Source organism: Streptomyces sp. V1I1, from assembly GCF_030817355.1.
Lineage (GTDB): Bacteria > Actinomycetota > Actinomycetes > Streptomycetales > Streptomycetaceae > Streptomyces.
In genome coordinates, this window is record NZ_JAUSZH010000001.1 from 4,889,833 (window position 1) to 4,914,481 (window position 24,649).

Consider the following 24,649-nt stretch of genomic DNA (forward strand, 5'->3'; position numbering starts at 1 on the left):
TGGACGCCGACGTTCGTCGGTGCCCAGGTGACCCCGAAGTCGGGCAGCTCTCCGGTGGTCCGGGCGAGGGCGAGGGCGCGGGCCTCGGCCAGGCGGGCGTCCGCATGTTCCAGGTCCTTCATCCGTCCCGCGATCACCGTAGCCCGCAGGTGCATCACGCCCGTCATGGCTTCGATGCCCGCTGGGCGGCGCGCGTCGAACGCGAGGTGAAGGTCGGCCGGGCCGGGCTGACGGCTGCCGGGTGTATCGCAACTTCCGGCGAATCGTCGGTCGAATCAGTGGCCCAGGCCAGGGAGACTGCCTAACATCGATCACCGCAGGGTCTTGTGCATCGTCGCACAATCACGCCGCACGCCGGGAGGCTCCTTTGCACCGCCGCCGTCGCACCGCGCTCACCGTCTCAGCCGCGCTGCTCGTCGCCGCGCCCCTCCTCGCCGCCTGCGGCAGTGAGGCTCACCCAGGGGCCGCCGCCGTCGTCGGTGGGGAGCGGATCGAGGTGTCCACCGTCCAGGCGAAGGTGAAGGACGTGCGTGCCGCCCAGCAGCGCTCCCCCCAGTCCGCCCAGCTCATCAAGGACAGCGGGCAGCTCAGCCGCGCCAAGCTCTACGACCTGATCGTCGAGCGGGTCGTCCAGCGCGCCGCCGACGACGCCGGGGTCGAGGTCAGCCGCAAGGAGATCCAGGACGGGCGGGCCGCCCTCGTGCAGCAGTCCGGTGGCGAGGAGCAGCTCGCGGCCATGTATCTGCAGCAGCGCGGCGTGGCCCCCGACCAGCTGGGCGACGTCGTACGCCGCGACATCCTGGTCAGCAAGCTCGCCGAAGCCCTCGGCGCGACCAACACCCCCGAGGGCCAGCAGAAGCTGAACCAGGCATTCACCACCGCCGCCAAGGCGCTGGACATCGACGTCAACCCCCGCTTCGGCACCTGGGACGACCGGAAACTCGAGCTCGGCAACTACAAGGCCCCGTGGATCACCCAGGTCAGCAAGGAGCCGGAGCCCGTCGAGGCGGGTGCGTAACGGCGCGAGGTAGGTTCGAGGGGTGACCACAGAAGCACCAGTCGCCCCCGGCCGAATCGTTCTGCTCACCGCAAGCCACCGCGTCGCGCCCGGGCTGCTGTCCTGGCCCGCGTGGCAGACGCTGCACGCCGCCGACCGGGTGCTCTGCGCCGACGGGGCCCACCCCCAGCTGCCGTATCTCCGCGAGGCCGGTGTCGCCGTGGAGATAACGGCCGTCACCGCGCAGGAGCTGGTCGACGCCTGCGCCGGGGGGCGCACCGTCGTGGTCGTCCCCTCCGGCGAGGGCGATACGGCCCTGACCGACGGGCTCGCCCGGCTCGCCGGGTCCGGGCGGGTGCAGATGCCGGACCTGGAGCTGCTCCCCGGCTCGTACGACCTGCCCGGCGCCCGTCTCCTCGACCTCGTCCAGGTCATGGACCGGATCCGCGCCGAGTGCCCCTGGTCGTCGACCCAGACCCACAAGGGCCTCGCCAAATACGGCATCGAGGAGGCGTACGAACTCGTCGAGGCGATCGAGGACGGCGACCGCGACGAGCTGCGCGAGGAGCTCGGCGACGTACTCCTGCAGGTCATCTTCCACGCGCGCATCGCGCAGGAAGGCCGCGATGAGGACGGGGCCGAGGCGTTCTCCATCGACGACGTCGCCGGGACGATCGTCGAGAAGCTCATCCACCGCCACCCGCACGTCTTCGGCGACGAGCACGCCGAGACGCCGGAGGACGTGAAGGAGCACTGGCTCCGCACGAAGGCGATCGAGAAGCAGCGCGACTCCGTGACGGACGGCGTGCCGCTGGGCCAGCCCGGCCTCGCCCTCGCCGCGAAACTCGCGGGCCGGGTCCGTACCGCCGGCCTCGACGTCCCGCTCCCCGCCGGCCCGGGCACCGGCTACGAACTGCTCGCCCTGGCCGTCCGGGCGGAGGAGTCCGGCACCGACCCCGAGGCCGCCCTGCGCGCAGCGGCCCGCGCCTACCGGGACGCGATCCGCGCCGCCGAGGGGCAGGAGTGAGCGCTCAGCCCGAGCTGTTCACCTGGGAGTTCGCCACCGACCCCTACCCCGCCTATGCGTGGCTCCGGGAAAACTCGCCGGTCCACCGGACCACCCTCCCCAGCGGGGTCGAGGCATGGCTGGTGACGCGGTACACCGATGCCAAGCAGGCCCTCGCCGACCAGCGGCTCAGCAAGAATCCCGCGCATCACGACGAGCCCGCCCACGCCAAGGGGAAGACGGGGATCCCCGGCGAGCGCAAGGCCGAGCTGATGACCCATCTGCTGAACATCGACCCGCCGGACCACACCCGGCTGCGGCGGCTGGTGTCGAAGGCGTTCACCCCGCGCCGGGTCGCCGAATTCGCCCCGCGCGTACAGGAGTTGACGGACCGGCTCATTGATGGGTTCGTGGAGAAGGGGGAGGCGGACCTGATTCATGAGTTCGCGTTCCCGCTCCCCATCTATGCCATCTGCGACTTGCTCGGCGTCCCGCGCGAGGACCAGGACGACTTCCGCGACTGGGCCGGGATGATGATCCGCCACGGCGGCGGGCCGCGCGGCGGCGTCGCCCGTTCTGTGAAGAAGATGCGGGGCTATCTCGCGGAGCTGATCCACCGAAAGCGGGAGGAGCCCGGGGACGACCTGATCTCGGGGCTGATCCGGGCCAGCGACCACGGCGAGCACCTCACCGAGAACGAGGCCGCTGCCATGGCCTTCATCCTTCTCTTCGCGGGTTTTGAAACTACCGTGAACTTGATCGGCAATGGGGTATATGCCCTGCTTCGCCATCCGGAACAGCGGGAGCGGCTCCAGACGTCCCTCGCCGCCGGTGAGACCGAGCTGCTGGCCGCCGGTGTCGAAGAACTCCTGCGCTACGACGGGCCCGTGGAACTCGCCACCTGGCGGTTCGCCACCGACGCGCTCGTCGTGGGCGGGCAGCGGATCGCGGCGGGCGATCCCGTACTCGTCGTACTCGCGGCCGCCGACCGGGACCCGGAGCGGTTCGCCGACCCGGACAGCCTCGATCTGTCCCGGCGCGACAATCAGCATCTCGGGTACGGGCACGGCATCCACTACTGCCTCGGCGCGCCCCTCGCGCGTCTTGAGGGGCAGACCGCGCTCGCCACGCTGCTCAGGAGAATGCCGGACTTGCGGCTTGCGGGCGATCCGGCCGATTTGCGGTGGCGTGGGGGTCTCATTATGCGCGGATTGCGCACCCTGCCGGTTGAGTTCACCGCTCGACAGATCTGACGCATTGTCAAGACTGTGACTTTCACGTGATCTCCGCTGCATCGACTTGTGACTCGCGTTCGAATGCGGCTACGTTCACCGTCGTCTCACCAGTCACGTGAAAGGCAACCGCATGCGTTCCGGGAACGGGCGACACCGCCGACCTCGTCAGGCTCCTGCCCTTGTTGTCGCGGCAGGGGTGACGGGATCGGCCATCGCCATCCCCCTTCTCGGCGCCGGTTCGGCCTCCGCCGCCGACGCCTCCGTGTGGGACCGCGTCGCGGAGTGCGAGAGCGGCGGCATGTGGAGCGCCGACCTCGGCAACGGGCACTACGGCGGGCTTCAGTTCTCGCAGGAGACCTGGCAGGACTTCGGCGGTACGGACTACGCGGCCCGCGCCGACCTCGCCAGCCGCTCGCAGCAGATAGCGGTCGCCGAGAAGGTCCTCGACGCGCAGGGCCCCGCGGCGTGGCCCGGCTGCGCGGAACTCGCCGGCCTGAAGAACGACGGCGCCGCGACCGGCGTCGACCCGGGCATCGTGCCGTCGCCCGGGCAGAGCGCCCCGGTCGAGTCGCTCATACCCACGAACCCCTCCGCCGAGCCCACCACGGCGGCGTCTGCCGAGCCGACCGCGGGCCCTGCCGGGTCGGCCGAGCCCGACGAGTCGGCGGGCTCGGACGCGTCGCTCGGCGCCGACAGCGGCAGCGGCAAGCACCGCGGCGAGGCCGCCCCGGAGCAGACCGAGCCGGGCAATACGGACAATGAGCGCGAAGCGGGCCGCCATGCCTCGCGAGGTGACGGTTCGGCACGCGACAATGCGGGCAACCCGGATGAGGCGGGCGAGACGGGCAATGCGGACGCCGCGCCCGGTGAGTACACCGTCCGGCCGGGCGACAGTCTGTGGGTCATCGCCGACGAGCAGAAGCTCTCCGGCGGCTGGACCGCGCTCTATGAGGCGAACCAGCAGACCGTCGGCGCCGACCCCGACCTCATTCTTCCTGGCCAGAGCCTCGATCTGGGCGTGAAGTAGGGGTAATTCGCCGCCAGTTCGAGGTCAGTTTCGCGGGCTTATGTCCGAGTCTGTGCAAGTGAGACAAGGGTCTCTTTGTCCCAACTGCCGTGACTTGCCCGGCGGAACCACTCATTCCGCCCTTCACCTGCGGAAACGGGAGTGACTGGGGCGGCGAGATGGGCGATTTCTCCCCGATGTTCACCTTTGAACATCGGGGAGAGGTGTGTTTACGGTCTGACCGCTCGCCACCGCGGGCACCGCTGACCGTCACGCCGAATCCTGCCGACGGTCGGGGGGAGAGTCGTCGCGCAGAGCGCCGAAGGCAGGAGCGGGGGACCCAAGGTAAGCGCCGGCCCCGGCCGTTGAGAACGACGGCTCCAACCGGCTTGGGGTGAAGCCGCGCGCAGGACGCGCGGCCGGGCAACTCACTTGGCCCGAACCCGACAGCTCACCTCGTAGGCGTCGGTGAGGAGATGTTCCATGCTGTTCTCCAGCAAGGGCAAGCACCGTCGCCCGAACGTTTTCAATCGGACTACGCGTTTCGCCGCCATCGCCGGCGTCACCGGTGCGGCCGTCGCCGCCCCGCTCCTCGGCGCCACCTCGGCGTCCGCCGCGACCACCTCCGAGTGGGACCAGGTCGCCCAGTGCGAGTCCGGCGGCAACTGGTCCATCAACACCGGCAACGGCTACTACGGCGGCCTGCAGTTCTCGCCCTCCACCTGGGCCGCGTACGGCGGCACGCAGTACGCCGCGAGCGCCGACCAGGCCTCCAAGTCCCAGCAGATAGCGGTCGCCGAGAAGGTCCTGGCCGGCCAGGGCAAGGGCGCGTGGCCGAACTGCGGCGTCAACCTGTCCAACGCCGCGAACGACGGCGCCGCCGACGCCGGCACCACGCAGCCGGCGCAGCCGAAGCGTGCCGAGGTTCCCACCACCCGCTCCGAGCGCCCCGCCGCCCCGGCGAAGCCCGACGCGAAGGCCAAGGGCTTCAAGAAGGGCGACGGCGAGTACAAGGTCAAGGCCGGCGACACCCTCGGCAAGATCGCCGAGACCGAGAAGGTCAAGGGCGGCTGGCAGAAGCTGTTCGACCTGAACAAGGACATCATCGACGACGCGGACGTCATCTACCCGGGCCAGCAGCTCCACCTGAGCTGACCCCGCTCCGCCCGAGTCGGCTGACCCGGTTCCCCCGAGTCGGCCGACCCGGCTCCGCCCGAGCTGACCCCCCGGGCCCCAGACCACCCCGGTCCGGCGCGCCATCCCCCGTACGCGCCGGGCCGGGGTTCTGCCTTGTCACTGCCTGTTCATGCCCTTTTCCGTCCCAGCGGGCGGGCACCGGCCGACCGATGCCCCGGAGCCGGTTAGGCTCTTGTCGCAAGGCCAAGGAGACCCCTGCACTGCCCCGCACTGCTTGAGTCCCACTGCTTGCGTCACATTTAGCGTCACATCCCAGAAGGAGATGCTCGTGCCGTCCATCGACGTCGTCGTAGCCCGGGAAATCCTGGACTCCCGAGGCAACCCCACGGTCGAGGTCGAGGTTGGCCTCGACGACGGCAGCACGGGTCGTGCTGCTGTTCCGTCCGGCGCCTCCACCGGTGCGTTCGAGGCTCTTGAGCTCCGCGACGGTGACCAGAACCGCTACCAGGGCAAGGGCGTCGAGAGGGCCGTCCTCGCCGTCATCGAGCAGATCGGCCCGGAACTCGTCGGGTACGACGCCACCGAGCAGCGCCTGATCGACCAGGCGATGTTCGACCTGGACGCCACCCCGGACAAGTCCTCGCTCGGCGCCAACGCGATCCTCGGCGTCTCCCTCGCCGTGGCGCACGCCGCCTCCGAGGCCTCCGACCTGCCGCTCTTCCGCTACCTGGGCGGCCCGAACGCGCACCTGCTGCCCGTTCCGATGATGAACATCCTGAACGGCGGCTCGCACGCCGACTCCAACGTGGACATTCAGGAGTTCATGATCGCCCCGATCGGCGCGGAGTCCTTCTCCGAGGCCCTGCGCTGGGGCGCCGAGGTCTACCACACCCTCAAGAAGGTCCTGAAGCAGAAGGGTCTGTCCACCGGCCTGGGCGACGAGGGCGGCTTCGCGCCGAACCTCGACTCCAACCGCGCCGCGCTGGACCTGATCCTCGAGGCCATCAAGGAAGCCGGCTACGCCCCCGGCAAGGACATCGCGCTCGCGCTCGACGTCGCCGCGTCCGAGTTCTACAAGGACGGCTCGTACGAGTTCGAGGGCAAGTCCCGCTCGGCCGCCGAGATGACGGAGTACTACGAGGAGCTCGTCGCGGCGTACCCGCTCGTCTCCATCGAGGACCCGCTGTTCGAGGACGACTGGGCCGGCTGGAAGGTCCTCACCGACAAGCTGGGCACCAAGGTCCAGATCGTCGGCGACGACCTCTTCGTCACCAATCCGGAGCGCCTCGCCCGCGGCATCGACGACGGCGCCGCGAACGCCCTGCTCGTCAAGGTCAACCAGATCGGTTCGCTGACCGAGACCCTGGACGCCGTCGAGCTCGCCCAGCGCAGCGGCTTCAAGTGCATGATGTCTCACCGCTCCGGCGAGACCGAGGACGTCACCATCGCCGACCTGGCCGTCGCCACCAACTGCGGCCAGATCAAGACCGGCGCCCCGGCCCGCTCCGAGCGCGTCGCCAAGTACAACCAGCTGCTGCGCATCGAGGAGATCCTCGACGACGCCGCGGTGTACGCGGGCCGCTCGGCGTTTCCGCGGTTTCGCTATGCGAACTAATAAGCACAGCAAGGGCTGACGCTCTCCCTTACGTACGTCCCCGGCCGCGGTCCCGTACCGTGTCCGGGGACGTAGGTACGTAATGGGGAGGCGGGACATGGCCGGGCAGGACCGCGATCGGTTCTCCACCGCGACCAGGATTCGGCTGCTCGGCGAGCAGACCGCGGCTCGCGTCTACCGGTCGCAGAACCGCAGGCAGGCCCGCCGCTCCCGGCTCACCGGCCGCGCGGCCTTTCTGGCCCTGGTGGTCTGCTCGCTGGCCGTCGCGCTCGCCTATCCGATGCGGCAGTACGTCTCCCAGCGCGCCGACATCGCCGACCAGGAGCGGCGGATGGCGGACGCCGAGGAGCAGGTAGAGCGGCTGAGGGACGAGAAGGCGCGGCTCCAGGACGACATGTACATCCGGCGCCTCGCCCGCGAGCACCTGCATCTCGTGCTGCCGGGAGAGACCGGCTACATCATGATCAACCCCGAGGCCGCCGAGAAGCGCCGCACCGAAGAGGGGGCGACCGACCGCCCCTGGTACTCGAACGTCTGGGACGGCGTCGACAACGCCGACCGCACCAAGTAGCAGCCGCGGCAAGCAGCAGCCACACAGAAGCACCGCTGGAACCAAGTAGAACCAAGGCAGGCATGGAAACGCCCCCTCCCACCACCGCCCCGACCGAGCCCACCGACGCGGACATCGACCGCCGCGTTCAAGAAGCAGCTCGGCCGTCCGCCGCGCGGACTGCGCGCCATCGCGCACCGCTGCCCGTGCGGTCAGCCCGACGTCGTCGAGACCGCGCCGCGGCTTCCCGACGGCACCCCCTTCCCGACGCTGTACTACCTGACCTGCCCGCGGGCCGCCTCGGCGATCGGCACGCTGGAGGCCAACGGCGTGATGAGGGAGATGAACGAGCGCCTCGCGACCGACCCTGAGCTGGCCGCCAAGTACCGCGCCGCCCACGAGGACTACATCGCACGCCGTGACGCCATCGAGGTGCTGGAGGGCTTCCCGAGCGCGGGCGGCATGCCGGACCGGGTGAAGTGCCTGCACGTCCTGGTCGGCCACTCGCTCGCGGCGGGACCCGGCGTCAATCCGCTGGGCGACGAGGCGATCGCGATGCTGCCCGAGTGGTGGCGCAAGGGCCCGTGCGTCACGCCGTTCGAAGAAGGGGACGAGAAGTGACCCGGGTCGCCGCCATCGACTGCGGTACGAACTCCATCCGGCTGCTTGTCGCCGACGCGGACCCGGCCACCGGTGAGTTGGCCGATCTCGACCGGCGGATGACGATTGTCCGGCTCGGCCAGGGCGTGGACCGGACCGGGCGCCTCGCACCCGAGGCGCTGGAGCGGACCTTCGCGGCCTGCCGCGAGTACGCCGCAGTGATCAAGAAGCACGGCGCGGAGAAGATCCGCTTCGTGGCCACCTCCGCCTCGCGCGACGCGTCCAACCGGGACGACTTCGTCCGCGGAGTGCTCGACATCCTGGGCGTCGAACCCGAGGTGATCACCGGGGACGAGGAGGCGGAGTTCTCCTTCACCGGCGCCACGAGGGAGCTGCCGGGCCATGAGGAGCGCCTGGTGGTGGACATCGGCGGCGGCTCGACCGAGTTCGTCGTCGGCCATGAGGAGGTCGAGGCCGCGCGGTCCGTGGACATCGGCTGCGTACGGCTGACCGAGCGGCACATCCGGCACGACCCGCCGACGCCCGCTGAGGTCGCCGCGATTCGCGCCGACATCGAGGCCGCGCTCGACCTCGCCGAGGAGACCGTCCCGATCCGCGAGGCGCAGACCCTGGTCGGCCTCGCCGGGTCGGTGACGACGGTGGCGGCGATCGCGCTCGGTCTCGACGAGTACGACCCGACGAGGATCCACCACTCGCGGATCCCGTACACCCGGGTCAAGGCGATCAGCGACGCGCTGCTGAAGGCCGACCACGAGCAGCGAGCCGCACACCCGGCGATGCACCCGGGGCGGGTTGACGTCATCGGGGCCGGGGCGCTCGTACTGCTCGCGATCATGGAGCGGATCGGGGTGCCGGAGGTGGTCGTGAGCGAGCACGACATCCTGGACGGGATCGCCTGGTCGATCGCTTAGAAGCGGCCTCTGAAACACCCTCTGAATCAGCCTCGGAACGAACTTCGTGAAGTTCTTCACAAGGAAAAGGCCCCTGAGGGGTGCTGTGGGGGGCCGAAAGGCCCCTCCGGCCCGTTCGCCCCGCCCCGCTGGGTGTGTTCGGGGCGGCGCGGGGCGCGTTACGGAGGTGTGAAGCGGGCCGCTGGTTCACCTACGGGAGGTCCCTTAGGGTCCAGCTCACGAGGGGTGAACAACGTTTCCCCTTATACCGTGGTTCCCCCGCCGCGCCATGACCTCGGTCACGTGGGCCGCGCAGTGTAGCAGAGGTGGGTCGACAGCTTGTGAAGGGGCTCACGAGCACCCCCCCTGAGGGGGGTGGATACTCGATGGCATGAGCACCACGGAGCGTCCCAGGATCCTCGTTGTAGGCGGTGGGTACGTAGGCCTGTACGCAGCTCGTCGCATTCTGAAGAAGATGCGCTACGGCGAGGCGACCGTCACGGTCGTCGACCCGCGCTCGTACATGACGTACCAGCCCTTCCTCCCCGAAGCTGCCGCCGGCAGCATCTCGCCTCGGCATGTCGTCGTCCCGCTGCGACGCGTGCTGCCCAAGGCTGAGGTGCTCACCGGCCGGGTCACCACCATCGATCAGGACCGCAAGGTCGCCACGATCTCGCCGCTGGTCGGCGAGGCGTACGAGCTGCCCTTCGACTACCTGGTCGTCGCGCTCGGCGCGGTCTCCCGCACCTTCCCGATCCCCGGCCTCGCCGAGCAGGGCATCGGTATGAAGGGCATCGAAGAGGCCATCGGCCTGCGCAACCACGTACTCGAGCAGCTCGACAAGGCCGACTCGACGACCGACGAGAACGTCCGCCGCAAGGCACTGACCTTCGTCTTCGTGGGCGGCGGCTTCGCCGGCGCGGAGACCATCGGCGAGGTGGAGGACCTGGCGCGCGACGCGGCCAAGTACTACACCAGCGTCAAGCGCGAGGACATGCGCTTCATCCTGGTCGACGCGGCCGACAAGATCCTTCCCGAGGTGGGCCCGAAGCTGGGCAAGTACGGCAAGGAGCACCTCGAGGGCCGCGGCATCGAGATCTACCTGTCGACCTCGATGGACTCCTGCGTGGACGGCCACGTGGTGCTGAAGAACGGCCTCGAGGTCGACTCCAACACCATCGTGTGGACGGCCGGCGTGAAGCCGAACCCGGCGCTGGCGCGCTACGGCCTGCCGCTCGGCCCGCGCGGCCATGTGGACTGCACCGACAAGCTCCAGGTCAAGGGCACCGACTACATCTGGGCCGCGGGCGACAACGCGCAGGTCCCGGACATGGCGGCCCGCAAGGCCGGCGTCGAGAACGCCTGGTGCCCGCCGAACGCCCAGCACGCGCTGCGTCAGGCGCGGGTCCTCGGCGACAACGTCATCTCCGGCATGCGGGGCTTCCCGCAGAAGGAGTACAGCCACGCCAACAAGGGTGCGGTGGCCGGTCTCGGCCTGCACAAGGGCGTCGCGATGATCGTCATGGGCAAGATGAAGATCAAGCTCAAGGGCCGTCTGGCGTGGTACATGCACCGTGGCTACCACGGCCTGGCGATGCCGACGTGGAACCGTAAGATCCGGGTCTTCGCGGACTGGACGCTGGCGATGTTCCTCAAGCGCGAGGTGGTCTCGCTGGGCGCGATCGAGACGCCGCGCGAGGAGTTCTACGAGGCGGCCAAGCCGGCTCCGGCTCCGGCGGCGGCAGCGCCGGCCCCGGAGAAGGCGAAGGCCTCCTAGCTCCAGGCAAGCCCGCGAAGGGGCCGCCCGCCATCCGTGGTGCGGGCGGCCCCTTCGCTGTGTCCGGGCTCGTTTGCTGTGTCCGGGCCAGCCCGCGCGCCCGTCCCCATCCTCGAACGCGTGGCCGTTCCGCCAGGTATATGTGGGGAGCATGTATTTTGCCTGGGCATTGCGCGCCGCCGGGAAGCACGCACAGTGGTCGGATTGTTCTCAGGAGTGCACCGCGCTGTCCACCGCAGCCTGGTGCAGGAGCATTTCTGGGATCCATCGTCACGGAGGTGTGCGCCATGGGCGACGCCGCGCTGCGGCTGACCACTCTTGCCGAGGAGTTGCTGGGGACCCCGCTCCCGGTCCGTATCCGGGCCTGGGACGGTAGTGAATCCGGACCTCCAGGCGCTCCCGTACTCGTCATCAGGCACCGCCGCGCCCTGCGCCGGCTGCTGTGGCGGCCTGGGGAGCTCGGGCTCGCCAGGGCCTGGGTGGCCGGCGAGATCGATGTCGAGGGGGATCTGTACCACGTCCTCGATCTGCTCTCCGGGCTGATCTGGGTTCGCGGCGACGGGGCCGAGGACAGCGGCAATCCGCTTCTCGACCCCAGGCTGCGCGCCGCGGCCCGCGGGCTGTTGAAGATCGGCGGGGCGCTGCCCCCGCCGCCACCGCCCCCCGAGGAAGTCCGACGGCGCGCCGGGCCGTTGCACACCAGGCGCCGTGACAAGAAGGCCATCAGCCACCACTACGACGTCGGCAACAACTTCTACGAGCTCGTCCTCGGGCCTTCCATGGTCTACTCCTGCGCCTACTGGCAGGACGGCGGCACCCTCGAAGAAGCGCAGCGCGACAAGCTCGACCTCATCTGTCGCAAGCTCGCCCTCAAGGAGGGCGACCGGCTCCTCGACGTCGGCTGCGGCTGGGGCTCCATGGCGGTCCACGCCGCACGCGAGTACGGCGTTCAGGTCACCGGCGTCACCCTCTCCCGCGAGCAGGCCGCCTACGCCCGCAAGCGCATCGCCGAAGAGGGCCTCACCGACCGGATCGAGATCCGCGTTCAGGACTACCGGGACGTCAGGGACGGCCCGTACGACGCCATCTCCTCCATCGGCATGGCCGAACACGTCGGCCAGGTCCGCTACCACGAGTACGCCGACCAGCTCTTCTCCCTCCTCAAGCCCGGCGGCCGGCTGCTCAACCACCAGATCGCCCGCCGTCCCGAAAGAGACGAATCCGCCTACCACGTCGATGAGTTCATCGACCGATACGTCTTCCCCGACGGCGAACTCGCTCCCCTCGGCCGTACCGTCAGCACCCTGGAGGAAGCCGGTTTCGAAGTCCGCGACGTCGAGTCGATCCGCGAGCACTACGCCCTCACTCTGCGCCGCTGGGTCACCAACCTGGAGGCGAACTGGCGCCAGGCCGTGCGGCACAGCTCGCCGGGCCGGGCCCGCGTCTGGCGGCTCTACATGGCCGCGTCCGCGGTCTCCTTCGAGCGGAACAGGATCGGCGTCAACCAGATCCTGGCCGTGAAGACCCCCGAGAGCGGGGAGTCCGGGCTTCCGCTGCGGGCCCGCGACTGGCACTGAGCGCGTACGCAAAGGGCCCCGCGACCGACTCCCGGTCGCGGGGCCCCTCACATCCCGTACTGCTACTCCGTCTTGATCGCCGTCAGCATGTTCAGCTTCGCCGCACTGCGGGCCGGCCACAGCGCGGCCAGCACCCCGACCACTCCGGCGAGCAGCAGGAAGATCCCGATCCGGTCCCACGGCACGACCAGCGCGTACCCGGGGATCTCCGACTTGATCGTCTCGCCGATCGCCCAGGCCAGGAAGGAGCCGAGCGCAACACCGATCACCGCGCCGAAGAGCGAGATCACCACCGCCTCCAGGCGGATCATGCGCTTGACCTTCCGGCGGTCCAGGCCGATCGCCCGCAGCATGCCGATCTCCTGCTGACGTTCGAAGACGGACATCGCGAGGGTGTTGATGACACCGAGCACCGCGATGATCAGAGCCATCGCCAGCAGTCCGTACATGATGTTCAGCATGGTGTTGATCATGCCGCCGAACATGTTCCGGATGTCCTGCCGGTCCATGATGCTCATCGCCGGGTTGTCACCCAGCGCGTCCACCAGCGCCTGCTCGTTCGCCTTGCTCGCGCCGCCGTCCATCTTCACCCAGACCTCGGGGATGTACGGCTTCGGCTCGTAGGGAGCGACCAGCGACGTCGACAGCAGGACCGGCGAGAGGAACTCGTTTTCCTTGTAGACCGCGCCGACCGTCAGGGTCTTCGTATCCGCCTTGCCGCCGTCGCTGTCGTAGCCGAACTTGACCGCGACCGTGTCGCCGGCCTTCCAGCCGTTCGACTTGGCGGTCTTCTCGGCGACCGCGATCTGGCCCTTGCCGAGCGTGGCCATGGAGCCGGAGACCGTCTGCAGATCGAAGACCTTCTCCACGTCCCCGGGAGTGACCGCCGAGGCGGAGTGGAACTCGTCCTTGATCTCCACCGAGGTGGCCTGCTGCGGGGAGACGGCGCTGACGCCCTTCGCCTTCTCCAGCGCGGTGAGCGCCGACTTGTCGAGGGCGCCGCCGCCCGCCATGGTGACCATGTAGTCGGCGCGGATGTTGTCCGTGGTCAGCTTGTCGATGGCCCCGCCGAGCGTGACACCGATGACCGTGAGGCCGGTGACCAGCGTGAGGCCGATCGCCAGCGCCGAGGCGGTGGCTCCGGTACGGCGCGGATTGCGGACCGCGTTCTGCCCGGCCAGCTTGCCGGACACCCCGAACACCCGGTGCAGCAGCGGCCGTACCAGCGCGATGACCGGACGGGACAGCAGCGGGATCAGCACGATGATGCCGATCAGCGTCAGGAACGCGCCTGCGCCGATCACCATCCGGCCTGCTTCCTTGCCCATCGCCGCACCGGCGAGGATCGCCCCCGCACCCGCCAGCGTGATGACACTGCCGAGGGTGTTGCGTACGACGAGGGACTTGGTGGTCGCGGGCAGATGGGCGCTGCCCATCGCCGCCACCGGCGGGATCTTCGCGGCCCGGCGGGCGGGCAGCCACGCGGCGAGCACGGTGACCAGTACACCGACGGCGAGTGCGGAGGCGATCGCGGTGGGCGAGACGACCAGCGGACCGGCGGGCACCTTCGCGCCGAAGGAGCCCATCGCGGAACGCAGCCCGGTCGCCAGCCCGATACCGAGGACGAAGCCGATCACGGCGGCGAGCGCGCCCACGACCAGCGCCTCGAGCATCACCGAGCGCTTGACCTGTCGGCGCGAGGCTCCGACGGCGCGCATCAGGGCCAGTTCCCTGGTGCGCTGGGCGACCAGCATGGTGAAGGTGTTGGCGATCAGGAAGACGCCGACGAAGAGGGCTATGGCCGCGAAGGCGAGCAGCATCGTGTTGAGGTTGGACAGGCCTTGCTCGATCTCCCGGGCCTGGTCGTCGGCGAGCTGCTTGCCGGTCTGCGCCTCGGCGTCCTTGGGCAGCAGCGGCTTGACCTCGTCCAGGATCTTCTGGTCGGAGGCGCCGGCCGCGGCGGCGATCGTGACGTCCTTGAAGTAGCCGGGCTGCAGATAGAGCTTCTGGGCGACCGGAGTGTCGAAGAGGACGAGGCTGCCGCCCGCGTTGACGGCGCCGTCCTCAGTGGTGAAGACACCGGAGAGGGTGTACTCCTTCGCCGGGCCGTTGGTCGCCACCCGCACGGTGTCCCCGACCCGGTACTTGCCCTTGTCCGCGGAGTCCTTGTCGAGGGCGATCTGACTGTCCTTCACCGGGCCCGAGCCGTCGGTGAAGGTGTACGCGGCGTCCTTGCCGTCCTTGCCGGGGGCGAAGTTGGCGCCGGTGTTGGACCAGCCGTTGCCGATCAGCTTGCCGTCCTGGTCGGCGACCCCGGCGAAGCCGGAGACCCGCCCGGTGGCCTCGGCGACCCCGTCCAGACTCCGGATCTTCTCCAGGGTCTTGGCGTCGATGTTGGAATTCTTCTGGCCGTCGGTCTGGTCGGCGTATGTCGTGACGGCGACCGCGACGTTGTCGTAACTCTTGGCCGACTGCTTGCGGTAGGCGTTGCCGAGGGTGTCGGTGAAGACCAGGGTGCCGGAGACGAAGGCCACGCCGAGCATCACGGCGAGCACGGTCATCAGCAGCCTGGCCTTGTGCGCGAGCACATTGCGCAGGGCGGTTCGGAACATGTCTGTGTCAGTCCTGGGGTGAGAGCCGGAGGGTGGGGAACAGCGGTCGTTCAGCTGGTCCGGCCCTTGGCGTCGAACTCCTTCATCCGGTCGAGGACCCCGTCGGCGGTGGGGTGCAGCATCTCGTCGACGATCCGGCCGTCCGCCAGGAAAATCACCCGGTCGGCGTAGGAGGCGGCCACCGGGTCGTGGGTGACCATGACGACGGTCTGACCGAGCTCACGTACGGAGTTGCGCAGGAAGCCCAGCACCTCCGCGCCCGAGCGCGAGTCCAGGTTTCCGGTCGGCTCGTCACCGAAGATGATCTCCGGCTGCGAGGCGAGGGCGCGGGCGACGGCGACGCGCTGCTGCTGGCCGCCGGAGAGCTGCGTGGGGCGGTGGCTGAGCCGGTCCTGCAGGCCCACCATTTCGATGACCTGCTGCAGCCACTGCTTGTTGGGCTTACGTCCCGCGATGTCCATCGGGAGAGTGATGTTTTCCAGTCCGGTCAGCGTCGGCAGCAGGTTGAACGCCTGGAAGATGAAGCCGATTTTGTCCCGGCGCAGCTGGGTCAGCTGCTTGTCCTTGAGGGAGCCGAGCTCGGTCTCACCGATCCGTACGGACCCGGAGCTGAAACTGTCCAGGCCGGCCACGCAGTGCATCAGCGTGGACTTGCCGGAGCCCGAGGGGCCCATGATCGCGGTGAACTCCGCCTGCCGGAAGTCCACGGTGACCCGGTCGAGCGCGACCACCTGGGTCTCGCCCTGTCCGTACACCTTGGACAGATCCGTGGCGCGGGCGGCCACTGCGGTGGCGCGGTGAGCGAGGGGGGTCGTGGTCACGAGTGGGCTCTCCTGTCGAGGTGGTCTGCGGGAACGAGACCATCCTTTCCGCCATCCGGCGGCGAGTCGTCAGCCCCGGTGCCCGTTCCTGGGGCCCTCTTCAGTCGGACCGCAGCGCCGGATCGTCCTCCTTTGGTATGACGGCGTCCCTGAGATCCGGCGAGGGGGAGGGGCCGGTGGAGGAGACGGCGGAGGGGGCGGCGACTTTCCGTCAATCCCGCGCGCGGACGGTGGCGGCCACGGGCCGGGCGGGGCGGGTACGAATGCCCTCTTACCTGCACTGACACACCCTCAGAAGTCAATAAAATAAGACAACATCGGGCCACTGGTGCCACGGACCGGGGGGTCTACCCGGATAGGCTCAAGTGCCAACGCGGACCCGCGCGCCACGCCCGGATGGTGGAATGCAGACACGGCGAGCTTAAACCTCGCTGCCCCTCGGGGGCGTACCGGTTCAAGTCCGGTTCCGGGCACCACACCGCCCTCTGCACCTGGCGGTGCCCGCCCCGGCGGACGCCGCTGCGGTCACGATCGCGGAAAGATCCTCCCCGAGCACTAGGGTGCTTCTTTTGCTCCCGCATTACTCTTGACCCCAAGGCCGCGCAGGGTGGCCATGGAGGAGTGAGATGAGGAGCAGTAACCCGGTCTTCTCGCGACGGGGGTTCAGCCGCGACAATGGCTACGCGGGGTTCAACGCGCAGCAGCCGCAGGCCGGGGGCCCCGCCGTAGGAAACAACCCCTACGCCCAGGGCGCGGCCGCCCCGTACGCGACCAACCCGTACGCACCCGCGGACACGCAGTTCGGCGCGGGTCCGCAGGCCCCCGCCCGTCCCAATGTGATGACCATCGACGACGTCGTGGCGCGCACCGCCATGACGCTCGGCACGGTCGTCCTCACCGCCGTACTCTCCTGGGTCCTGCTGCCCGTCGACGAGGCCAACATCGGCAAGTCGTACGGCATCGCGATCGGCGCGGCCCTGGTGGCCATGGTCCTTTCGCTCATTCAGGCCTTCAAGCGCAAGCCGGTGCCGGCGCTGATCCTGGCCTACGCCGCCTTCGAGGGTGTCTTCCTCGGAGTGATCTCCAGCGCGGTCAGCACCTACATCAGCCCGGGCACAGTGATGCAGGCGGTGCTCGGCACCATGTGCGTCTTCGCCGGTGTGCTCATCGCGTACAAGACCCGGCTCATCCGGGTCAACCGCCGCTTCTACGGCTTTGTGATGGCCGCGGCCATGGGCTTCATGCTGCTCATGGTGGTCAACCTGCTGTTCGCCGTCATCGGCGGCGGTGACGGCCTCGGCTTCCGCAGCGGCGGCCTCGGCATCCTCTTCGGTGTCATCGGCATCATCCTCGGTGCGTGCTTCCTGGCCCTCGACTTCAAGCAGGTCGAGGACGGGCTCGCGTACGGCGCTCCGCGCGAGGAGTCCTGGCTGGCGGCCTTCGGCCTCACCCTGACCCTGGTGTGGATCTACCTGGAGATGCTGCGACTGCTGTCGATCCTCAACGGCAACGACTGACCGTCCGGGACCGGCTCTGTCCGGGACCGGCCGTCCAGGCCGTGACGAAGGGCCCGCGGGGATTGCCCGCGGGCTCTTCGGCGTCTCGGGACCTAGAGCAGTTTGCGCGCGGCGCGCCTCAGGTCGTACTCATGGATGATCGCTTTGGCATGTCCGTATGCGAGGTTGTGCTCGCTCCGGAGCCAGCTGACCTTCTCCTCGAAGCGGAAGAGGGAGGGGCCTTCATCGACGGTGCGGAGCCAGTCGGAGATTTCACGACCGGTGCAGTGGGGGATTCTGGAGAGCAGGTTGCGATGGGTCTCTTCGGAGAAGACTTGGGACATCGGCGCCTCCGGACGCTTTGCGCGTGTGGTCCTTAACGCCACCGTGCCTGAGGGTTCGCGGATTGGCAACAGTGCCGGGGTGGCGCGTAGGGTCGCGGAGTGCTTGATACGACTGAGCTGACGGCCGCCGTCGACCGCTTCGCCGACCGTCTGCGGGCCGCCCCGCAGAGCCGGCTGAGCCGGGGTGCGGCGGCCGAAGGGCTGGCGCTGGCCAGGGAGTTGGCGGTGCGGGCCCAGCGGATCGAGACGCCCGGGGAGGCCCCGCGGATCATGCCGGAGGCGGGCCTGTTCGCAGTTGCGGATCAACTTAACGTCGCCGGGAACGATTTGGCCGAAGCGCTGCGAACGGCCCCGTCCCGGTCCCTGGGGGAGGTGGACGAGGCCGTGGGTCTCGTTGAAGCGGCCGCCCGGCGGGCGGGGCTGTAGCCCGCGGGCGGGTCTACAGCGACGCGATGACGCGGTCCGCGAGGATATAGACGCTCTCCTCGCCGCACGCGAAAGTCAGGGCATAAGCGCCCGCGACGCCGGAGCCGCCCAGCAGCACCGGGGTGTCGCCGGCCCGCAGTGCCTCGGCGAGCTGCTCGGCGGTCTCGCGGTGGCCGGGGGTCATACAGAGCGTCGTGCCGTCTGCGAAGACGTACACATCGAGCGTGCCGAGCGGTCCCGGCCGTACGTCGGCGAGGGCCGTGCGCGTCTCGGCGAGCTCCTCGAGGCGGGCCACGGTGCGCTCGTGGTCGGTGATCACCGGGGTCTGGACCGGGACGAAGTCCGGGTGCGAGGGATGGCGGCGGCGGGCCGCGGCCAGCTCGGGGGAGTCCTCGGCGAACTCCGTCACCTCGGGCAGGTCCGCCAGCTCGTCGAGCGCCTCGGCCGCCTCGAAGTCCATCGCCTCGAGGCCGGCGAAGTCGGAGTGGCGCGGGACGTAGAAGGGCAGCTCGTCGCCCGGGGCGGCCAGGCCGCCCAGCAGGGAGGGAGCGTCCGCCGCGTCGCGGGACTCCTGCGCGGCCCAGAAGGCGCGCGCCTCGGCCAGTTCGCGCTCCCGCTCCTCGGCGAGCGCCTCGGCGACGGCGGCGCGTATCTCGGCAGCCGGGGCGGTGCGGGCCTGTGGTACGGAGGCGATGCGGCTGGTGCCGTGCGCGGTGACCAGTTCGGTGCGCAGGGCCGTGACCTGCTTACGGAGCCCGTGGGCGGCGTGCAGGGCAGCGGCACCCACGGCCGTGGCTGCGGCCGTGGTCAGCAGCAGGGCAAGAGACATGGCGCTCACTGACTTACTCCCGGTTTCACTCGATCCCCCCGACTTCCTACATCAGCTTGCGGTCAGCGCGCGCCCCCTGTCAGTGCATTACGTCACGAATTGGACAGGACTTTGTGTCCTGTGTTTAGCGTGAAAGCAGTGCTGACCTGGGGAAAGGGCTCTCCCCCAGGAGGTAGGTCACATCCTGGGGGAGATTCGGTCACGACTCGAGTTCCGCGCAGGCCCGAAAGCTCTAGCAGAGGCGCTCGCTCTCTTGGTCGCGTTCCGCTTCGCCTCCGCTTCGGGCAAGTGCCGCCTTCGTACCTCAGGCGACCCGTACCCTCCGCTGCCGCTCAGCTCAGCCGCTCGATGACCATGGCCATGCCCTGGCCACCGCCCACGCACATGGTCTCCAGAGCGAACTGCTTGTCGTGGAACTGGAGGCTGTTGATCAGCGTGCCGGCAATCCTGGCGCCCGTCATGCCGAAGGGGTGGCCGACGGCGATGGCGCCGCCGTTGACGTTCAGCTTGTCCAGGTCGACGCCCAGGTCGCGGTAGGACGGGATGACCTGCGCGGCGAAGGCCTCGTTGATCTCGACCAGGTCGATGTCGCCGATGGTCAGCCCCGCGCGGGACAGCGCCTGCTTGGAGGCCTCGACGGGTCCGTAGCCCATGATCTCGGGGGAGAGGCCGGAGACGCCGGTGGAGACGATGCGGGCCAGCGGGGTCAGGCCCAGCTCGCGCGCCTTGGTGTCGGACATGATCACGAGAGCCGCGGCACCGTCGTTCAGCGGGCAGCAGTTGCCGGCGGTGACCAGGCCGTCGGGGCGGAACACCGGCTTGAGGCCCTGGACGCCCTCGAGGGTGACGCCCGCGCGCGGGCCGTCGTCCTTGGAGACGACTGTGCCGTCGGGGGTGGTGACCGGGGTGATCTCGCGCTCCCAGAAGCCGTTCTTGATGGCCTCCTCGGCGAGGTTCTGGGACCGCACGCCGAACTCGTCCATGTCCTGGCGGGTCACGCCCTTGAGGCGGGCCAGGTTCTCGGCGGTCTGGCCCATCGAGATGTACGCGTCCGGGATCAGGCCGTCCTCGCGCGGGTCGTGCCAGTCCGCACCCTCCTGCTCGGCGCGGGCGGCGGTACGTGCCTCGGCCTCGGCGAAGAGCGGGTTGTGGGTGTCGGGCAGGGTGTCGGAGTTGCCCTTGGTGCTGCGCGAGACCGTCTCGACGCCGGCGGATATGAAGACGTCGCCCTCGCCGGCCTTGATGGCGTGCAGCGCCATGCGGGAGGTCTGGAGGGACGAGGAACAGTAACGGGTGATGGTGCAGCCCGGGAGGTGGTCCATCCCCATCTGCACGGCCACGATGCGGCCGAGGTTGTGCCCCTGCTCGCCGCCGGGCAGGCCGCAGCCGAGCATCAGGTCGTCGATGTCCTTGGGGTCGAGCTCAGGGACCTTGGCGAGCGCGGCCTGGATGATCGTGGCGGTCAGGTCGTCGGCGCGCAGCTCCTTGAGGGAGCCCTTGAAGGCCCGGCCGATGGGGGAGCGGGCAGCAGAGACAATCACGGCTTCGGGCATCACAGCTCCATGAGGGGCGAGGCGGTTCGGGCAGGACTGTCTGGGAAGTTACCCGTCCGTATCGCTGGGGTCACGGGCCGGGTCGTGTGAGACGGACCTCTTTTCTAAGCGATCGCTCAGCTCCTCCATTATGCGCCTGCGCGGCGCGGGCGACGGCGGCAACTTCCCGCCGCCCCGCGTCGCCCGGGATGTGCCCGCGCCGCCCCGCGTCGCCCGGGATGTGCCCGCGCCGCCCCGCGCTGCCCGGGATGTGCCCGCGCCGCCCCGCGCTGCCCGCGCCCTACGCCCGCCGTACTTCGGACGGCGACGGTGCCGGTGCCGGTTCGGTCGTCGGGGGCGGCTCCGGGAGGCGACGGCGACGGCGGTGCTTCAGGAGCGCCCACGGGGCCCTCGCGCCCGTGACCTCCGTGCCCGCCTCCGCTGCCGCCGTGGCCGCCGCCCGCGCCACCGGGAGCATGCCCTCGTCGCGGTCCGCGTCCAGGTGGTCGGTCTCCGGCCACAGGCCCAGCACCGCGCACAGGGTCGGCAGCATCGCCATTGCCGCCGTCGCGTAGCCCTCCGCCGACGGGTGGTAGTTGTCCGCGCCGAACATCTCCCGCGGGTTCGCAGCGAACTCAGGGCCCAGCAGGTCGCCCAGCGACACCGTACGGCCGCCCTGCTCCACCACCACGATCGTCTGTGCCGCCGCCAGCTGGCGCGAGACCCGGCGGGCCAGATAGCGCAGCGGCTGGTACACCGGCTCGATAGTGCCCAGATCAGGGCAGGTGCCCACCACCACCTCCGCGCCCGCCGTACGCAGCCTGCGCACCGCGGAGGAGAGCAGCCGGACGGAGTGTGTGGGCGGCATCCGGTGCGTCACGTCATTCGCGCCAATCATGATCACGCAGACGTCCGGGGCCCGGGACCGGTCCGCGAGCAGCACCGTGACCTGGCGCTCCAGATCGTTCGACTGCGCGCCCGGCAGGGCCACATTGCACACCTCCACCGGCCGCTCGGCCACCGCCGCGAGTCCGGACGCGAGCAGCGCCCCCGGCGTCTGGCCCGCCCTGCGTACGCCCTGCCCCGCCGCCGTGGAGTCCCCGAGCACGCCGAGGAGGAGCGGATCACTGTGCCCGAAGGCCAGTCCGTACAGGCCGTCACCGCGCGGCGGGAGCGGGGCCGTGCCCCCGCCCACCGAGCGTTTCGCCAGCTGGACCTCCGCCAGTACCAGCCCCACGGTCGCCGCTCCGAGCAGCCCGATGCTGCCGCCGCCGTAGGCCGCGCCCGCGGCGATGCGTCGTGCCACCCTCGCCCTCGACACAGTCCGAGCCACCTCCTCGTAGCCGCCTCGTAGCTCTGCGTCGCAGCTCTACGTCGTCATCAGCTAACTGCCCCGTGGCTACCGTCGCCCAATCACGCGCTGCTCCGCTTACGCTGGCCGCATCACTACGGAGATCCCGGAGAACATTGTGCGCATCCACCACTCGATGATCAGTCTCGTCGGCAACACCCCGCTGCTGAAGCTGAACAGCGTCACCGCAGGCATCCAGGCGACCGTCCTGGCCAAGGTCGAGTACTTCAACCCTGGCGGGTCGGTCAAGGACCGGATCGCCCTGCGCATGATCGAAGCGGCCGAGGAGAGCGGAGCGCTGCAGCCCGGCGGCACGATCGTCGAGCCGACCAGCGGGAACACCGGCGTCGGACTTGCCATCGTGGCCCAGCAGAAGGGCTACAAGTGCATCTTCGTCTGCCCGGACAAGGTGTCCACGGACAAGATCAATGTGCTGCGTGCGTACGGCGCCGAGGTCGTCGTCTGCCCCACGGCCGTCGACCCCGAGCACCCCGACTCGTACTACAACGTCTCCGACCGGCTGGTGCGGGAGACGCCCGGCGCCTGGAAGCCCGACCAGTACTCCAACCCGAACAACCCGCGCTCGCACTACGAGACCACCGGCCCCGAGCTGTGGGAGCAGACGGACGGGCGGATCACCCACTTCGTCGCGGGCGTCGGCACCGGCGGCACGATCTCCGGCACCGGCCGCTACCTCAAGGAGGCCAGCGACGGCAAGGTCAAGGTCATCGGCGCCGATCCGGAGGGGTCCGTGTACTCCGGCGGTTCCGGCCGGCCCTACCTCGTCGAGGGCGTCGGTGAGGACTTCTGGCCGTCCGCGTACGACCGGACCGTGACCGACGAGATCGTCGCCGTGTCCGACAAGGACTCCTTCCAGATGACGCGCCGGCTCGCCAAGGAGGAGGGGCTGCTCGTCGGCGGCTCCTGCGGCATGGCGGTGGTCGCGGCGCTGCGTGTGGCCGAGGGGCTCGGCCCGGACGACGTGGTGGTCGTGCTGCTGCCGGACAGCGGCCGCGGCTATCTCTCCAAGATCTTCAACGACGAGTGGATGGCGGACTACGGCTTCCTGGAGGACTCGGGCCCGTCCGCGAGCGTCGCGGATGTGCTGCGGCACAAGGAAGGCGGCAAGATCCCGAGCCTGGTGCACATGCACCCGGAGGAGACGGTCGGCGAGGCGATCGAGGTGCTGCGCGAGTACGGCGTCTCCCAGATGCCGATCGTGAAGCCGGGCGCCGGTCACCCGGACGTGATGGCCGCCGAGGTCATCGGCTCGGTCGTCGAACGGGAGCTGCTGGACGCGCTGTTCGCGCAGCGCGCCTCGCTGGGCGACCCGCTGGAGAAGCACATGAGCGCGCCGCTCCCGCAGGTGGGGTCGGGCGAGCCGGTCGGCGACCTGATGTCGGTGCTCGGCGCGGCGGACGCGGCGATCGTGCTGGTGGAGGGCAAGCCGACGGGTGTGGTGAGCCGTCAGGACCTGCTGGCGTTCCTCGCGGGCGGCGGCAAGTAGCAGCCGGAGGGCGGGAGTTCGCTCTGTGCGCGACCGGGGCGCTCCCGGCTGCGACCCCCGCTGCGCCTTCCGGGGGTGACCCCCGGCCCCCGCGAAGTGCCCTGGTCGCGAAAACGGTACGAGCGCGACACGTACGCGCAGCACCCGCTTAACACGCGTCCGGCACATTGGTGGATGTCGGCAGGGGGCCCGGGCAGGGATCCCGGCCGGCACCCAATGCGGCGTCTAGGACCTCCGGAGCGGCTCCCGGACCTCCCAAGACGCCCTGGACGCGGAGACCGGCCCTGACCCGGGACCGTGTCCCACGCGGGGACCGCCGTCGTCCCGCCCCCCGGTTCGCCGGGGGTGCGGCGGTCCCCGCGCACAACTCTTTTTTGGCGCTCGGGTTCTCCCCCTACCTTCGGCGGGGGGACCCCCACGGGGCGCCGCTGTGCCCATCAGCGGCCTCCGGCCGCGGATGGTGTCGACGGTCGATCGTGCTCGACACCTCGTTCCTCGGCGCCTCCGCGCTCCCCCAGCTACCGCTGGGAGGTACCCCCATCCCTTTCGACACCTCCGCGCCCCTTCGGCTCACTCGCCAGGCGGTCGGGGCGGAGCCCCGTGGCGGGGCTCGGCCCCGAACCCCGGACGCCCTTCGGGCGTGTCCTCAATCTCCCCCCAGACTTCGTCCGGATGGACCCCCCAGCGGGCTTGAATTTCCGCCGGTCCGGCTTGATCTTCCGGCGGACGAGGCGAAAACAGCCCCGCCGGCGATTGAGGCGCGGGGTCCGGGGCGGAGCCCCGGGTCAGTCCTCCCAGCCGGACTTGTCGCGCTCGCGCGACCCCCGCATCCACGGCCAGCCCCGCGCCGCATGCACCGCGTTCACGCCGACGATCCCGAACCAGGCAACGACCAGGCCCGGCAGGTCGGCATTGACCACGGCGATCGCTGAGAGCGGGACGGCGAGGATCATCGAAATGATCCCGAAGCCGAACCGCTCCCCGAAATTGGCCTCCGCGGACTGCGGCGGGTGGGCGCCCCGGGCGACCACCATCTGCTGTTCGGCCAGCTGGCGCCGGACACGGCGGTCCACCGTGCCGTCGAGGCGCTGCTCGACCTTCTCCAGAAATGATTCGACGAGCGCGGAGTCGTACTCCTCCCCCAGCTCGCGGCGGGCGTGCAGGGTGGCGTCGAGCTCCTTTTTGAGCTCAGGGTCGCGGGCTTCCATAACCGTTCACGCTACGGACGGGCGGCGCCCGCGTCAGTGGGGGTAGCCCCACTGTTCGTCCCTAGGGCTACCTGGGGGGTGAGGGTCGTACGGTCCGCGATGCGCCGTCGGT

General features: G+C 69.9%; 20 protein-coding genes, 1 tRNA gene, 1 pseudogene and 1 riboswitch. Of the genes and pseudogenes, 15 read left to right on the forward strand and 7 right to left on the reverse strand.

Annotated elements, in window-relative coordinates; genetic code table 11:
- Positions 1-367: 367 nt before the first annotated feature.
- From QFZ67_RS23075 to QFZ67_RS23125, 11 genes and pseudogenes are all read left to right on the forward strand, one after another.
- The gene (locus tag QFZ67_RS23075) at positions 368-1,018 is read left to right on the forward strand and encodes a SurA N-terminal domain-containing protein (RefSeq protein ID WP_307662977.1); all 651 of its coding nucleotides are present in this window, start codon (positions 368-370) and stop codon (positions 1,016-1,018) included.
- A 22-nt stretch (positions 1,019-1,040) separates the two neighbouring features.
- Complete coding sequence (locus QFZ67_RS23080) at positions 1,041-2,024, forward strand: nucleoside triphosphate pyrophosphohydrolase (RefSeq protein ID WP_307662978.1); 984 nt, start codon at positions 1,041-1,043, stop codon at positions 2,022-2,024.
- Entirely contained in the window at positions 2,021-3,256 is a 1,236-nt protein-coding gene (locus QFZ67_RS23085; protein WP_307662979.1) for a cytochrome P450, read from the forward strand. Before QFZ67_RS23080 ends, QFZ67_RS23085 begins: the two co-directional genes overlap by 4 nt.
- A gap of 112 nt (positions 3,257-3,368) precedes the next feature.
- Positions 3,369-4,265, forward strand: a complete 897-nt coding sequence (locus QFZ67_RS23090; protein WP_307662980.1) for a transglycosylase family protein — start codon at positions 3,369-3,371, stop codon at positions 4,263-4,265.
- A gap of 286 nt (positions 4,266-4,551) precedes the next feature.
- Positions 4,552-4,724, forward strand: a riboswitch (cyclic di-AMP (ydaO/yuaA leader).
- A gap of 3 nt (positions 4,725-4,727) precedes the next feature.
- Positions 4,728-5,399 carry a transglycosylase family protein gene (locus tag QFZ67_RS23095; RefSeq protein WP_307662981.1) on the forward strand — a complete coding sequence of 224 codons (672 nt, stop codon included), beginning with the start codon at positions 4,728-4,730 and terminating at the stop codon, positions 5,397-5,399.
- Positions 5,400-5,709: 310 nt separating this feature from the next.
- Positions 5,710-6,996, forward strand: a complete 1,287-nt coding sequence (gene eno / locus QFZ67_RS23100; protein ID WP_307662982.1) for a phosphopyruvate hydratase — start codon at positions 5,710-5,712, stop codon at positions 6,994-6,996.
- A 97-nt stretch (positions 6,997-7,093) separates the two neighbouring features.
- On the forward strand, positions 7,094-7,567 hold the full coding sequence (locus tag QFZ67_RS23105; RefSeq protein ID WP_307662983.1) for a septum formation initiator family protein: 474 nt from the start codon (positions 7,094-7,096) through the stop codon (positions 7,565-7,567).
- Between the two features lie 62 nt (positions 7,568-7,629).
- Positions 7,630-8,167 (forward strand): annotated as a pseudogene (locus QFZ67_RS23110) (DUF501 domain-containing protein).
- Positions 8,164-9,078, forward strand: coding sequence for a Ppx/GppA phosphatase family protein (locus tag QFZ67_RS23115; RefSeq protein WP_307662984.1), 915 nt, complete (start codon positions 8,164-8,166; stop codon positions 9,076-9,078). Before QFZ67_RS23110 ends, QFZ67_RS23115 begins: the two are co-directional and overlap by 4 nt.
- Positions 9,079-9,448: 370 nt before the next feature.
- Positions 9,449-10,834, forward strand: coding sequence for an NAD(P)/FAD-dependent oxidoreductase (locus tag QFZ67_RS23120; RefSeq protein ID WP_307662985.1), 1,386 nt, complete (start codon positions 9,449-9,451; stop codon positions 10,832-10,834).
- Between the two features lie 287 nt (positions 10,835-11,121).
- Positions 11,122-12,411: a cyclopropane-fatty-acyl-phospholipid synthase family protein gene (locus QFZ67_RS23125; protein ID WP_307662986.1), complete on the forward strand. Its 1,290-nt coding sequence runs from the start codon at positions 11,122-11,124 to the stop codon at positions 12,409-12,411.
- Between the two features lie 62 nt (positions 12,412-12,473).
- Here QFZ67_RS23125 and QFZ67_RS23130 read toward each other — a convergent pair whose 3' ends face one another.
- Both QFZ67_RS23130 and QFZ67_RS23135 read right to left on the reverse strand, forming a co-directional pair.
- Positions 12,474-15,023, reverse strand: coding sequence for an ABC transporter permease (locus tag QFZ67_RS23130; RefSeq protein ID WP_307662987.1), 2,550 nt, complete (start codon positions 15,021-15,023; stop codon positions 12,474-12,476).
- 50 nt (positions 15,024-15,073) lie between these two features.
- Positions 15,074-15,844, reverse strand: coding sequence for an ABC transporter ATP-binding protein (locus tag QFZ67_RS23135; protein WP_307662988.1), 771 nt, complete (start codon positions 15,842-15,844; stop codon positions 15,074-15,076).
- Between the two features lie 390 nt (positions 15,845-16,234).
- On the opposite strand from QFZ67_RS23135, the gene QFZ67_RS23140 reads away from it, so the two are divergent.
- Positions 16,235-16,320 (forward strand) — tRNA-Leu (locus QFZ67_RS23140).
- A 150-nt stretch (positions 16,321-16,470) separates the two neighbouring features.
- Positions 16,471-17,361, forward strand: a complete 891-nt coding sequence (locus QFZ67_RS23145; protein WP_307662989.1) for a Bax inhibitor-1/YccA family protein — start codon at positions 16,471-16,473, stop codon at positions 17,359-17,361.
- A gap of 92 nt (positions 17,362-17,453) precedes the next feature.
- Here the strand turns inward: QFZ67_RS23145 and QFZ67_RS23150 are convergent, their stop codons facing one another.
- A complete protein-coding gene (locus tag QFZ67_RS23150; protein WP_307662990.1) occupies positions 17,454-17,684 on the reverse strand; it encodes a DUF4287 domain-containing protein in 231 nt (76 codons plus the stop codon).
- 99 nt (positions 17,685-17,783) lie between these two features.
- Between QFZ67_RS23150 and QFZ67_RS23155 the strand changes: the two genes are divergently transcribed.
- Positions 17,784-18,110, forward strand: coding sequence for a hypothetical protein (locus QFZ67_RS23155; RefSeq protein WP_307662991.1), 327 nt, complete (start codon positions 17,784-17,786; stop codon positions 18,108-18,110).
- 13 nt (positions 18,111-18,123) lie between these two features.
- On the opposite strand, the gene QFZ67_RS23160 is transcribed toward QFZ67_RS23155, so the two are convergent.
- The 3 genes from QFZ67_RS23160 to QFZ67_RS23170 form a co-directional block, all read right to left on the reverse strand.
- Entirely contained in the window at positions 18,124-18,939 is an 816-nt protein-coding gene (locus QFZ67_RS23160) for a hypothetical protein (RefSeq protein ID WP_307665933.1), read from the reverse strand.
- A gap of 332 nt (positions 18,940-19,271) precedes the next feature.
- Positions 19,272-20,492: an acetyl-CoA C-acetyltransferase gene (locus tag QFZ67_RS23165; protein WP_307662992.1), complete on the reverse strand. Its 1,221-nt coding sequence runs from the start codon at positions 20,490-20,492 to the stop codon at positions 19,272-19,274.
- 280 nt (positions 20,493-20,772) lie between these two features.
- Complete coding sequence (locus QFZ67_RS23170) at positions 20,773-21,777, reverse strand: SGNH/GDSL hydrolase family protein (RefSeq protein WP_307662993.1); 1,005 nt, start codon at positions 21,775-21,777, stop codon at positions 20,773-20,775.
- Positions 21,778-21,940: 163 nt separating this feature from the next.
- Here QFZ67_RS23170 and QFZ67_RS23175 point away from each other — a divergent pair, with 163 nt between their 5' ends.
- A complete protein-coding gene (locus tag QFZ67_RS23175; protein WP_307662994.1) occupies positions 21,941-23,329 on the forward strand; it encodes a cystathionine beta-synthase in 1,389 nt (462 codons plus the stop codon).
- A gap of 785 nt (positions 23,330-24,114) precedes the next feature.
- On the opposite strand, the gene QFZ67_RS23180 is transcribed toward QFZ67_RS23175, so the two are convergent.
- Positions 24,115-24,537: a hypothetical protein gene (locus QFZ67_RS23180; protein WP_307662995.1), complete on the reverse strand. Its 423-nt coding sequence runs from the start codon at positions 24,535-24,537 to the stop codon at positions 24,115-24,117.
- Positions 24,538-24,649: the final 112 nt, after the last annotated feature.